This is a genomic window from Nostoc sp. (assembly GCF_036917555.1).
GTDB lineage: Bacteria > Cyanobacteriota > Cyanobacteriia > Cyanobacteriales > Nostocaceae > Nostoc.
The window spans coordinates 68212-81121 of record NZ_JBALDD010000068.1; the positions used below are offsets into that span (position 1 = coordinate 68212).

The 12910-nt window shown below is 40.1% G+C and carries 10 protein-coding genes; all 10 read right to left on the reverse strand.

Annotated features, from left to right (window positions below):
* Positions 1 to 115 precede the first annotated feature (115 nt).
* The 10 genes from V7K60_RS27245 to lhgO all read right to left on the reverse strand — a co-directional run bounded on the left by V7K60_RS27245 (position 116) and on the right by lhgO (position 12861).
* Positions 116 to 2347 (reverse strand): GumC family protein, encoded by a 2232-nt coding sequence (locus tag V7K60_RS27245; protein WP_334930163.1) that lies wholly within the window; start codon positions 2345 to 2347, stop codon positions 116 to 118.
* Between the two features lie 125 nt (positions 2348 to 2472).
* Positions 2473 to 3573 carry a glycosyltransferase gene (locus V7K60_RS27250; RefSeq protein ID WP_334930165.1) on the reverse strand — a complete coding sequence of 367 codons (1101 nt, stop codon included), beginning with the start codon at positions 3571 to 3573 and terminating at the stop codon, positions 2473 to 2475.
* 188 nt (positions 3574 to 3761) lie between these two features.
* Positions 3762 to 5075: an NAD(P)H-dependent oxidoreductase gene (locus V7K60_RS27255; protein WP_334930167.1), complete on the reverse strand. Its 1314-nt coding sequence runs from the start codon at positions 5073 to 5075 to the stop codon at positions 3762 to 3764.
* A gap of 373 nt (positions 5076 to 5448) precedes the next feature.
* The gene (rfbC, locus tag V7K60_RS27260) at positions 5449 to 6006 is read right to left on the reverse strand and encodes a dTDP-4-dehydrorhamnose 3,5-epimerase (RefSeq protein ID WP_334930169.1); all 558 of its coding nucleotides are present in this window, start codon (positions 6004 to 6006) and stop codon (positions 5449 to 5451) included.
* A 156-nt stretch (positions 6007 to 6162) separates the two neighbouring features.
* A complete protein-coding gene (locus tag V7K60_RS27265) occupies positions 6163 to 6984 on the reverse strand; it encodes a phytanoyl-CoA dioxygenase family protein (RefSeq protein ID WP_334930171.1) in 822 nt (273 codons plus the stop codon).
* Positions 6985 to 7005: 21 nt separating this feature from the next.
* Entirely contained in the window at positions 7006 to 7848 is an 843-nt protein-coding gene (locus V7K60_RS27270; RefSeq protein WP_334930173.1) for a phytanoyl-CoA dioxygenase, read from the reverse strand.
* A gap of 50 nt (positions 7849 to 7898) precedes the next feature.
* Complete coding sequence (locus V7K60_RS27275) at positions 7899 to 8906, reverse strand: glycosyltransferase family 2 protein (protein WP_334930175.1); 1008 nt, start codon at positions 8904 to 8906, stop codon at positions 7899 to 7901.
* Between the two features lie 38 nt (positions 8907 to 8944).
* Complete coding sequence (locus V7K60_RS27280) at positions 8945 to 9898, reverse strand: glycosyltransferase family 2 protein (RefSeq protein ID WP_334930177.1); 954 nt, start codon at positions 9896 to 9898, stop codon at positions 8945 to 8947.
* A gap of 274 nt (positions 9899 to 10172) precedes the next feature.
* Entirely contained in the window at positions 10173 to 11201 is a 1029-nt protein-coding gene (locus tag V7K60_RS27285; RefSeq protein ID WP_334930179.1) for an NAD-dependent epimerase/dehydratase family protein, read from the reverse strand.
* A 445-nt stretch (positions 11202 to 11646) separates the two neighbouring features.
* On the reverse strand, positions 11647 to 12861 hold the full coding sequence (lhgO, locus tag V7K60_RS27290; protein ID WP_334930181.1) for an L-2-hydroxyglutarate oxidase: 1215 nt from the start codon (positions 12859 to 12861) through the stop codon (positions 11647 to 11649).
* Between the last annotated feature and the right edge of the window lie 49 nt (positions 12862 to 12910).

Below are 12910 nucleotides of genomic sequence, written 5' to 3' on the forward strand. Positions count from 1 at the left end.
GGCAGCAGCCCAATGAATAGCATTTCTAGCCAGAGGCTAGAAACGAGAAAAAATGCAAAATGCAAAATCCCCAACTTCTCTAGGAAGTTGGGGATTTATCATCTAGCCGTACTAGCTATTTTTCTACAGCTTGACGTAGAGCCAATTGCTGTTGTTTGATATTAGGTACGTAATTACTACTAGAGTTTGATACCCCATTAGCTACAACCCCAATTAGATTTAACTTACTCAACATAGCTGTCGCTTGATTAAGCTGACTTCGTGTCACAATACCAATGCTTGCCACCATAACCACGCTACGACAAGATGATGCGGTAAGCATGGCATCAACTAAGCCGAGAACTGGGGGAGCATCTATCAGAACCAAATCATAGTTTTCCTCAAATGCTGCCATTAATTGCATCATCCGAGGAGAACTCAACAGATTAGCTGGGTCGGTAGGTTTGGGACCAGCGGTCAAAATATCGATGTAGGCGGAACCTGAGTATTGAAAACTAATTTGGTTGGGTAGAGTTGTATCACTCGCCAATAAAGTTGAAAGTCCCTGCTCATTAGGAAGATTCAGTTGATGGTGCAAACTGGGGTCGCGTAAGTTGGCATCAATCAGCAGTACCCTTTTGTGTAAACGAGCAGCACTCATTGCCAAACCCAACGCCAAAGCTGATTTACCTTCATCGGCTAAAGCCGAGGTAATCATCAAAGATTTTAAATTAGTAACAGTATTTAAAAGTTCAATGTTTTTGTAAATCAGATCCAGCGATTCCCAACGCGGTGGAGATTGCAATACCTGAATCGTCCAGGGAGCGAGAACTTCTGGTTTGCCAAAAGGTAACTTGATCATTGATTCTCTGGGTTTGGCTGGCGGTAACTTGGGAGTTGTTCCCAACAATGGCATGGCCATTTGCTTCTCTAACTCAGCAGTGGTGTGAACTGCATCATCAGCCGATTCGCGAATAAAGGCAGTAATGCCTCCTAACATTAAGCCAACCACAGCACCTAACAGCAAGTTCTGTTGGAGATTGGGGCCTAATTGTGCGCCTTTTTGGGGATCTTCTACCACTTCCCAATTAAATCCACCCTTGGAAAGTTCTTGCCGTAATTGTTGTTCTGCTCTTAAAAGCTGCTCTAATCTTTCACGACTAAATTGCAACTGCGGTAGCATCCGATTGTAATAAGCCAACAGAGGCGGGAAGCGTTTGATTTCAAAACGCAGCTCGTTTTCTTTCTGAGCCAAAGTTTGATCGCGAGCAGTTAAAGCAACTATAGTTGTCTGCGTTTCTACTAACTGACCAGCAAGGCTGAGATCGATTTGGCCCAGCTGTCCTTTTTCGAGAAGAGAGTCTCCAGAAGTGAATGCACCAGCAGACTTTCCGCCTAAAGTTCTTCCTACCTCTTGTTGCAATAATTCCTTCTGGCCCTGAAGTTGCTCTTTCAGCTTTTGCACACTCGGAGTTTGATCTGTAAACCGTAAGCGTTCTTGTGCTAGTGCCAATTCGCTTTTTTGGATTTCGTTTAGTAAGCCTTGATAGCGAGTAGATTGACTCAAACGAGAAGCAACTAGAGCATTTTGGGGAGAACGGTTAAGTTGTTCTTCTAAAGATTTTTGGCGTGCTAAAGCTTCCCCATACTGAGCGCGAGTTGTCTGTCTTTCTTGGGAAAGATTGTTCAAAGCTGTTTCAATTGCTTTGGCCTGTGACTCTGGATCGATTAAGTTCTGATTTCTGCGAAATCTTTGTAAATTTGTTTCAGATGCGTTTACTTCTTCACTAGCTTTACTTAGCTGTTCCCTAATGATTTGCAGACCTTTTTGTAAACGCGAACTCTGTTGTTGTTTGTTATATTCCAGATAAACTTGTCGAATTGCATCCAGAACTTTTTGGGTTTTTTCAGGATTTCCAGCGGTATATTCAACTTGAAATATTTTAGTAGCAACATTATCTTCTTTGCTCCTGATTTGAGTTAAGACCAAAGAAGCTTTAATTTCAGCTGAACTTATATCTGGATAATTAGACTGAAGTTTATCAACTGCTTTTTGGATTAGTCCCGAACTTTGCATCAAGTTAAGCTGGGTGGCAGTATCTATGACTACATTAGAGTCAGTAAACTGATTGTCTACCCCCGCACCACCTTCCGTTTTACCTTGATAGTTAGGTTCTACTAGCAGTTGCATAGAACTTTTATAAGTAGGCTTTGTCTTTACAGTTACTATGCTGGCAATAGCAATAGAACTAATTAATACTGCTAAGAACCAAGGAAATCTCCGCACAAATACGGCAAACATTTGCCCGTAACTTGGTTCACTTTCAGAAGCTGGAGCTAGATGAGGATTTAAACTATTTTGAACCACTTTTATATCCTTGTCTTCAAGACTTACGCTAAGAGATTCTCCGAAGAATACCTATTTTTTTACGAAACGCTAATGAGGAGAGATAAAATAAATCGGTAATCTGATAATGGAAAGAGATTCAGAAATCAAATGAATAATTGCTGCACTCCACAAGCTTGATTGATAATTTGCTCAACTTTGCCAAAAAATGCATTCTCTGAAAAGTTTGCTACTGCATGATTACGGATGCGATCGTAATCCCAAGAAATGCCGTTAGCTTCTAGTAATGCAACTTGTAAAGATTCGGGTGTTTGTCTTTTGAAAAAGACTCCTGTTTCACCTGGTATTTGAGTATCTAATACTCCACCCGCTCCATAAGCGATGACTGGTGTACCGCTTGCATTAGCCTCAACTGGAACTAACCCGTAATCTTCTAAGGCTGCGACAATAATAGACTTGGCTTTGGAAAACAAGTCTTTGCGGGTTCTATCACTTACGTGTCCCAAGAACACAATATTTTGTAATGCTTTAGATTTTAACCGTGCTAGTTCTGGTCCGTCACCAGATATTAATAACCGCCACCCCAACCAATTAAAAGCTTCGACTATTATATCAAGTCGCTTATAACTGATCATCCGGGCAGAGGCCAGATAATATTCATCTTTTATATCTGAAAAAACAAATTTACTAGTATCAATTGGATAGTTCACCATCATTGCCTTTTTGCCATAAATTTTTTCAATCCGGCGGGCAACAACACTAGAATTAGCAATGTAAAGGTCAGGCTCCTGTGCATATTTCAGGTCTACCTTTCTCATTACTTGAAATACTTGTTCGATTAAAGGAGCAAAATATCTATAGTCCCCGTACTCTCTTAAATAAGTTGCTGTATCCCATAAGAAACGGGTGACGTTATGGCAAAAACAAATATGGTGGGCATTGGGATTTTTTCGCACTGCTTTGGCGAAGCTGGTGCTACTACTAATAATTAAATCGTAGTCTTGCAGATCCAAGGCACGAAAGGCAGGGAAATATAGAGGAGCCATCGACCTGAAATATTTTGCTGCACCAGGAATCTTTTGTAAGAAGGTTGTATTAACTATGCGATCGCCTAGATCGATAGTTTTTTGGGGATCGTACAAAGATGTGAAAAGATCTGCTTCAGGATAGCGCTTACAAAGCAGTTCAAACACACGCTCTGCCCCACCTCGCTGGGTTAAATAATCATGGACGAGAGCAATTTTCATGAAATTTGACCTAAAGTTTCGATCGGTTTTGTTGAAACGCTCCCCAGCAAGTTACTATCAACAACTTTAGTGTCCCGCAGTATAGCTTTCTATCCTCTTGATGAAATTCTGGTGACAAACATATAGGGGCGTACAGCTGTATGCCCCTACAGCTAATTCATTTGTGGCAAATGTTTTGAGAACCGATATTATCCAACTGCTACTAAGATTTTTTCTGGAGCGAAATAGGTGTTTTGCTCAGTTCGTAGTTGGTCGCAGAGTCTGCCTTCAGGTAATTCTACATCCTCATAAGTGAGGACTTGATCTTTAGAAATATCTCGTTTGAGGCGGCACCCTTCAGCTAAACCCATTGGTAGAAGATTTTGCTGTTGGACGATATCGGAATTTTCACATTGTCCGTAGGTCATGTAGTAGCCGATGCCATCTAAGGTTTCTCCTGCTTTCAGGTCGATTTTGGCGGTGGTGACAACATCTACTAGCGGGCCTGCTAGTGGAGACATAACAGCATCACCAAATAAAACAGCACGCGCTACGGACAAGGGAACTTCAAAATGACAGAGGTGATAAGGAGTATAGAAGCTGTAAAGTGGGCCTTCGCCTAATTTGTATAAGTTAAGATAGTGGCGTTGCTTGGGGTCGTCGTGAGTGGCAAATACATATACGCCTGGGCCTGGTTTTGCTCCAACTACATAATCGACAATACCGCCCAGTTCTTTGAGTTGTTCAACATCATATAACTGGGTCATTTCATCGACATGACCGCTGAAGTCATATCCCAACATTCCCCGTTTGGCGACTTTCATGCCTGTGGCATTGGCAACGATCGCTTGCTCGAAGGAAATTTTGCTTCCGTCGGCGAAGCTAGCCACCATGTGGGGCTTTTGACCCCAACGTTTAGCAAATCCTTCCTGGGTGGTGGGATTGCGATAGGGGTCTTGGAGTCCTTTAATGTTACCGCACAATAAGGGAGTTAAACCAATGCTTTTTACAAAGCGATAAAGGTTCATTTGTACCCCTGGCTGGTCGCCATCACAAGCGCTGAGAATCACACCTGCTTTGTCAGCATACACTTTCAGGATTGGGCCAATAGTGCCGTCGAGTTCGGCATTCATCATGATCACATGCTTGCAATGAGCGATCGCTTCCATAACGATCCCAGCGCCAAATTCCACTGCACCTGTGACTTCGATTAATGCATCGATGCCCTCAGCCTGACACAGTAACTTAGCATCTTCTGTGACTGCATATTTACCGTTAGCGATCGCATCTTCTAATTCGCTGACAGTTGCAACAACTTGAATATCTTCAATTCCTGCTTCCGAATAAGCTTGTTTAGCTGCATCAATCTGGCGATTAGAGATAGCAACTAACTCCATTCCTGGCACTGAATTGACAATTTGGTTGGCAATTCCTCGACCCATAAAACCAGCACCAATCATTCCCACCTTAATAGGATTTCCTGCTGCTGCTCTGGCTCGTAAGGCGCGATCGATAATAATCATGAACTAAACTCCTTTTTGGAACTGTTTGTTGTGTTACAAATTCTCGATAATTTTGCACTTAATAATTTGTTACAGCTAAACATTAAGTACATTTTCATGGGAATTATCATTACTAATAGCTACTAACTGGTTACTTGCTAGATGCTATAACAGCAGTCTGTTTTTCCGGCTATTATTTTTGATAATTTGCTCCACAGCATTTCTGTAGGCTTGGGGAAACTTTTCTTTGGTATGATTTGCTCTTGCATATTCCCATGCCGATCTTTAGCAGGCAAATTGGCAATACTTCTGACTTTCGCATTATTGTATTACCTCATGCAGAGGAGCCAGTGTGTTGTGCGGAAAACACCTGGCACAGAGAAATAGTCTATAGTTATCTGGAGGCTGTACCGCCAACAGTCATCATTCTCAACAAAGGCCAATTTAAATCTTTCTCGGAGATTTCAGTCATATCTAGAGGCCAATCAATGTTAAAGAATGGGTCGTCATAGCGTAAACCTCTTTCATATCCTGGAGTGTAAAATTCACCCACTTGATATACAACTTCAGTCTCATCGGTGAGTGCTTGATAGCCATGAGCAAACATTTCTGGAACATATAAAGCACGGCGATTTTCTGGGGTTAGCTCTACACCAATGTGTGATAAAAAGCTAGGAGATTCAGGACGCATATCAATAATTACGTCGTAGATTGCGCCTTTAGTACAGCGAATTAATTTTGTTTCTGCTGCTGGCAGAATTTGATAGTGCATTCCGCGGATAGTGCCTTTTTTGTAATTAAAAGACAGGTTACATTGGGCAACTGTTGGCTTTAATCCGTGTGCTTCAAATTCTTGAGCGCAGAAAGACCGAGCGAAAAAACCACGGTGATCTGGCTTTTCTTCTAAATCAATGATGAATGCGTCTTTGAGTGCAGTTTGAGTGAAGATCATGAATGAATAACCTCGATAGTAAGATTGACGACAACAAAACTTAGCAAATTTGAAAACTTAACTTGTTACAAACCTCATCAAAAAGAGTCTTGAGTAGGTTTTTAGAATAACAATTAGCTTGGTTTGACTGAACTATATTGCGCTATTAATGACTGGTTAAGTTAACTTTAGTTGAGGAAAAGTATTGTCTCGATATTGAGTACAAACTTCTGGACGATCGGGAGAAGTAGAAGTGTAGCACGAGAATAGAGTTAACCTATCTTCTGTGCGGAATGTACCATGATGTATGGCTTTTTTGGGATCTACAATAATGACCGTTCCTGCTGATCCTGTACAAGATTTCCAAGCCTGTTTCGGGATAATTTCATTTAGTTCTTCATCTGTGATGCCTAAATGACCAGATTCCCAAAGCTTGTAGTAAGTACGGTAATAGTTTAATCTAAATAAAGAGGTTAAAGAAGCTGGAATATATTCAAAAGGACCGTGCTTTTTTTCCACATCATTTAAGTAAATAATGATTTTGATCATGCGGCGGTCTTCTGCATCTTTATGCCATAGTTGTGTACCAAACTGATTTTTATTAGGGAAATCCTTGCGGAGATGTACACCATGAAAAATGATTGGCAGACCAATGTAGTTTTCAATAATGTTTAGGAGCCTTTTTTCGCTTCCCCAAGCAGCAAATTCAGGTAAATATGTAACTGTGTAAACTTGGGGAAAATTTTCATTTGAATCGTCATGATTGACAGATTCCATTTGGGACGAATAACTATAAGATGCTTTAAGCAATTCTGATGTTGAATCGAATCCCAATTCAGCAAGTGTGGTAATATGAATACCATCACATTTAAGATCGTCAAGAATCTTGCGATCGCCTTCTTCTAGTACAGGCAAATTAGCAGCGTGTTTCAAAAGTGCTAATCTGTAAACTAACTCAGATCCCAGTGAAGATATTTTGCGTTTAATCTTGAGCAGCATGGCATGACTACCTTTAATACACTATTGGCTATTTTCGACTTGCTGCCTTAACTCTGCTCTGGGATAAGTATCATCCCAGTATTGGGTGCAGAGTTCTGGTTTTTCAGGAGGGTTGGCGGTGTAACAAAAGAATAGTGTTAAGCGTTCTTCTATGCGGACTGTGCCGTGATGCAAAGTATTTTTCGCATCTACAATCAAGACAGTACCTGCTGGGCCTGGGCAGGATTTCCAAGCTGATTTGGGGATGACTGTTTTCACTTCTTCATCATCGATGCCCCTATAGCCTGACTTCCAAAGTTTGTAGAACAGCCGAATATAATTCCAACTAAATAAGGAAGTTAAAGAGCGGGGAATGTATTCAAAAGGCCCAGTTTTTTCTTCGACATCATTCAAGTAAATAAAGATTTTGATAATGCGACGGTCTTCAGAATCGCCATGCCATAGTAGCGTGCCAAACTGATGTTTGCTAGGGAAATCTTTACGTAAATGTACACCATGAAAAGCAATAGGAAGACCAATATAGTTTTCGATGAGATTGAGAAGTCTTTTCTCCATTCCCCAAGCATAAAATTCTGGTAAACCTGTAACTGTGGAAATTTGTGGTAACTTTTCATCTAGATGGTCGTTTTTGGGATTTTCCATCTGAGACAATTGCTGGTAAGCAGCTTTGAGTAGTTCTGAGCTAGAAGTTAACCCTAAATCTGCTAAGGTTGTGACGCAAACACCGTCTTTTTTGAGAGCCTTCAGGATGTTGCGATCGCGCCCTTCCAATGCTGGCAGATTTCTCCTATGCTTCCAACGAGCTACATAATATTGAAAGTCAGAAGACAGTGTAGATATTTTGCGTTTAATTACACTAAACATGTGGTAAGTTCTTTCTAGTTTTAATGTCAGTTTATTAGTAATTTAGTAGCTTATGGCTTATAACTCCGCATTTCTTGAGTAGGTATTTCATTTGATTCTGCTAAACTAAATTCTTTAGAAACCATCACATCAAAAGCGCATAAACTGACTAAAGCTAGAAATGGGACTACTGTCTTAATGGCAGACATAGGCCATCTTCTTAAAGCACCTAAGAAAACTTTCAAGTTGACTTCCTTACCGTTTTGCAAAAGCATCCGTCTACAAAACTGCTTAGAATATCCACTCTGCTCTAATTTCAAAATTACTTCAGGTATGTGTTTGTATTGCATTAACAGTGCAGATTTTGGTTCTTTCTGCCAATAACTCACACCCACAACACATTCCAAATAAGTCTCTTTTGTGACAATTACACGACCATTAGAAGCACAATACCCGGCTAAATATGCTAAAGATATCCAGTTATTTTCAGCATCTTGCCAATTTTGTAGAGCGCATTTCACTAAATCAGTGCGGTAGATTGTAGCAGTCAGAAAAATGACTGCACCGACACTTTTTGAGAAACAATGCTCAAATATAGCTTTACCATCACCATCACCATCTTCGTTATCTATATCAAACCAGCGATTACCAACAATTGTTGGTGGATGAACTGGTTCACCAGTAATTTGGTTCCGACCGGAAAAGTTAAGAAACAATAATGATAAATCTTCATATTGCTTAAGTTTGCTAATCACATAAGCAATGGCTCTATCTTGAATTGGGTCATCGTCACCAATTGTCCAAACATATTTTGTTGTAGTAGAGTTTAGGCAATACATAATATTTTTGACAACGCCTAAATTCTGAGGATTTTTATTTGATTGAAATGGGATATTGCTAAGTATTATTTGCCATTTTTTAATCACATCCTGAGTATTGTCTGTTGAACAATTATCAGAAACTAAAATTTCACAATTATCTTCAAAACCTTTGATAGCTTGAGCTAGCCATGCTAACTGTTTATCAAGCAATTCAGCACGATTATAAGTCGGTATAGCAATAGTCAGTAATTTCTGCATGGTAAGAAATAGTAGTTAATAAATTGATATATGAATGGTTACAGGCTAGTCTCTAGCTGTTTGGGTGGAAAAAGAATTGCCCAAGCTGATATACTTAACAAACGTAAGTAAGGAATAAATATCTTGATTGTCAAGAACGGCCAACGTTTTAAAGCACCTAATAGGATTTTCAAGTCAGTTTTTTGATGGAAATTCTGCCAAATCATTTCTTGACAAAATTTATGAGGATATCCTACCTTTAGTAGTTTTATATAAACTTCAGGTATGTACGCATATCGCATTTTAAAGTTCCATGTTGGGTCAAGATCCAAAAGACTAGCGCCCATAGTACACTCTAAATAAGTGTCTTTAGTGACGATGATACTTCCATGAGCAGCACAAAATGCAGTCCAATATGCTTGAGACGCCCAATTATTAGTAGCAGATGGCCATTTTTCTAAAGCACGTTGCACTAGATTTGTGCGATAAATTGCTGCTGATATAAAAAGTACACCACCAAAATTTTCATTCAGGTAACTTTGAAATACAGTTTTACCATCAACTCTTAGTTCATCATTATCACTATTCAACCAGCGTTCGACAACAAGTTGACCTGTTTGTTTTTGACGACCAGAGAAATTTAAAAACATTAGTGCTAAATCTGAATGTTTTTTTAGTGTTGTTAACACATAATCTAGGGTTCTCTCTTGAATTGGATCATCATCACCAATTGTCCAAATATATTTACTAGTTGGGGCTTTTAAGCAATAAGCAATGTTACCCATAACCCCGATATTTTCACTATTCCTATTTGATATAAATGTGACATTGCTAAGAATTATCTGCCACTTTTTAATAACTTCTTGGGTATTGTCTGTAGAACAATTATCAGAAATAAAGATTTCACAGTCAGACTCAAACCCTTTAATAGATTTGGCTAACCAAGTAAGTTGTTTATCTAAAATTTGGGCACGATTGAATGTAGGAATTGCGATAGTCAGCAATTTATTCATATAGCAATTTATTTACCTTCTAGTTTAGCTTTCAAGAGAAAATTTAATAGCTTATACTTTGTTTTTTGGGCTTTTTATGTAAGTCTCTATATGATGCAGTCCAGCGACAATATCTTTAGCTTTAAGATGGCTAACTTGTTTACTAATGCTGAGATGAGCGCCATAAAGTTTAACTCACTGATTGCAAATAATTTGATGGATGGAATAAGCCCGAATCAAATAGTGTTGATTCGGAAGCTTAGATTATTTTTCTGTTGCTGCTAGACAACTTTAGCTACTTTTTATTCCAGAAGAAATCTTTGTCAATCTGTTCTGTCCGAATTAGATACTCTAGCTGTTTTAAGCGAGTAAATCCTCTAAACAAGAAAGTATCTTCAGCCATGTGTATTTGACTGAATAAATCAAATAGCTGCTGGGCACCAAGTCGGGCATTCCAATCACATTTAAATCCGGGTAGGATTGTGTTGATTTTCTCAAAGGATACGCGATAGCTGCGGTTATCTGCACCGTTGTCACCAAAGGACAATTTGCAATCTGGGAAAACATCAGCAATAATTTCCGCAATTTCTTTAACGCGATAGTTATTTGCTGTATCTCCCACGTTGAAGATTTGGTTATGTACAATGTCTCGTGGTGCTTCTAAGGTGCAGACTATTGCTTTGCAAATATCCAATGCATGGACTAATGGCCGCCAAGGTGTACCATCACTAATCATTTTGATTTCTTTGCTAGTCCATGCCAACCCTGCTAAGTTGTTTAAAACAATATCGAAGCGCATTCTGGGAGAAGCACCAAAGGCTGTGGCATTCCGCATAAAGGTGGGAGAGAAGTCATCGTCAGCGAGTGGTCTGACATCTGTTTCTACAAGAGTTTTACATTCTGCGTAGGCTGTTTGGGGATTAACTGCGGATTCTTCTGTGACATCACCTGTGGTAGCAACACCGTAGACACTGCACGAAGACATATATACGAAGCGACGCACACCCATAGCCTTAGCCAAACTAGCCAGACGAACTGAACCTACATGATTAATTTCATAGGTAATATTGGGTGCTAATTGTCCGGCTGGGTCGTTGGAGAGTTCCGCCATGTGAACTATGGCTTCAATACCTTCCAAATCATCAGGGGTGATGTTGCGGATATCTTTGTTAAGGGTTTTGGGTGTGACTCCACTAGGGTTGTACAGCCAACCAACTTTATAGAAGCCGGTATCTAGACCAATAACTTCATGTCCTCGTTCGATTAACAGAGGTGGTAATAACGAACCTAGATAGCCTTCTGTTCCAGTTACTAATATTTTCATTGTGGTTAATTCCTTTGTATTGTGTTGATGAGTTAAATTCTTCGTTTAGCTGGACGCATAGATGTACGCCCTAGAGTGTGTTGCATCTTGAAGGGAACTGCTATATTTTTCGTTTGTATGCAATAACTTGACTTCTCTCCAAACCTCTCTCTTAAAAGCACAGAGGTTTTGAATCTTACTCCCTTTCCCTTTTAGGGAAGGGGTTAGGGGTTAGGTCTGTATTTGACTTAACCGAGAAGCGCTATATATGACTTGGCTAACAGTCATTATGTAGTTACTAAAACCTTTGCAGGCTCACTTATTGGGTAGCAGCACTCTATAGCGGTTCTTTTTGTTGTGGGATGGGTGTCTTACCTGTCCCTTGTATTTTCAGGCTGGCAAAGATGCCCCACTATACAAGATTCATCCCTTAATTCAGCAGTCCCGGAAATAACAACTATGCTATCTATGCAGTTACTACACTCTCTAGATGCGAAAGTTGGGGAATTTCTGCCACAAGCGCTTTGCCGATTTCTAGAGAAGATGTGGCAGCAGGAGAAGGAGCATTGCAAACATGAATGGAGTTTTGACCAGAAACAATCAAAAAGTCGTCTACAAGCTTGCCATCGTTCATTAAGGCTTGAGCACGGACTCCTGCATGGGTGGGAATTAAATCTTCTGCTTGCACTTCGGGAATTAGTTTTTGTAAACTTCTGGTGAAGGCTGCTTTGCTAAAAGAACGAATGATTTCTTGGATGCCTTCATCAGCGTGTTTAGCTGCTAACTTCCAGAAACCGGGATAGGTAATGACTTCCAGAAAATCTCGTAAGTCAAAGTCGGTTTTTTTGTAACCTTCGCGTTTGAGCGATAGAACCGCGTTTGGCCCTGCATGGACGCTACCATCAATCATCCGGGTAAAGTGGACACCCAGGAAGGGAAAATCTGGATTGGGAACTGGGTAGATTAGAGTCTTGACCAGATAGCGTTTTTCTGGGGTGAGTTCGTAATATTCTCCCCGGAATGGGACAATTTTTGCTTGGGGTTCAACTTGACCTAGTTTGGCGGTGCGATCGCTATGCAATCCCGTACAATTAATTACAAAGCGGGTTGCAAAGCTACCTTTGTTTGTTTCCAGTACCTGATTTTTACCACTTGGAGAGATTTTCAGGACTTTTGTATTCAGGTGTAAATCTCCACCCTGCTGTTGAATTAGCTGGGCATATTTTAAACAAACTTGCTGGTAATTAACAATACCAGTTGAGGATACCCGAATTCCACCTACACATCTTACGTGAGGTTCAATTTCCTTGACTTCTTCGGGGCTAATTCTCTGGACTTGTATACCATTGTCTAAGCCGCGTTGATAGAGATTTTCTAAGCGTGGTAGCTCTTGTTCTTCAGTTGCAACAATTACCTTACCACAAACTTCATGGTCAATTCCATGCTCTTGGCAGAATTCTACCATTGAACGAGAACCATCACGACAAAACTTAGCTTTGAAACTCCCTGGTTTGTAGTAAATACCAGAATGAATTACCCCGCTATTATTGCCAGTTTGGTGAAATGCCCATTGGCTCTCTTTTTCTAGTACTAAAATACGCGCATTGGGATAGCGTTTTCCTAAAGCCAACGCTGTCGAGAGTCCAACTATTCCCCCACCTATAATCGCAAAATCATACATTAGTATTATCGCACTTCAAATTACAGTAAATCTATAAAGTCATTTGTTA

What these genes read in the sequence shown, in the direction of transcription:
- lhgO (WP_334930181.1), bottom strand. Translation starts at nt 12,861, where the DNA reads ATGTATGATTTTGCGATTATAGGTGGGGGAATAGTTGGACTCTCGACA.
- V7K60_RS27275 (WP_334930175.1), bottom strand. Translation starts at nt 8,906, where the DNA reads ATGCAGAAATTACTGACTATTGCTATACCGACTTATAATCGTGCTGAA.
- rfbC (WP_334930169.1), bottom strand. Translation starts at nt 6,006, where the DNA reads ATGATCTTCACTCAAACTGCACTCAAAGACGCATTCATCATTGATTTA.
- V7K60_RS27280 (WP_334930177.1), bottom strand. Translation starts at nt 9,898, where the DNA reads ATGAATAAATTGCTGACTATCGCAATTCCTACATTCAATCGTGCCCAA.
- V7K60_RS27250 (WP_334930165.1), bottom strand. Translation starts at nt 3,573, where the DNA reads ATGAAAATTGCTCTCGTCCATGATTATTTAACCCAGCGAGGTGGGGCA.
- V7K60_RS27255 (WP_334930167.1), bottom strand. Translation starts at nt 5,075, where the DNA reads ATGATTATTATCGATCGCGCCTTACGAGCCAGAGCAGCAGCAGGAAAT.
- V7K60_RS27285 (WP_334930179.1), bottom strand. Translation starts at nt 11,201, where the DNA reads ATGAAAATATTAGTAACTGGAACAGAAGGCTATCTAGGTTCGTTATTA.
- V7K60_RS27265 (WP_334930171.1), bottom strand. Translation starts at nt 6,984, where the DNA reads ATGCTGCTCAAGATTAAACGCAAAATATCTTCACTGGGATCTGAGTTA.
- V7K60_RS27270 (WP_334930173.1), bottom strand. Translation starts at nt 7,848, where the DNA reads ATGTTTAGTGTAATTAAACGCAAAATATCTACACTGTCTTCTGACTTT.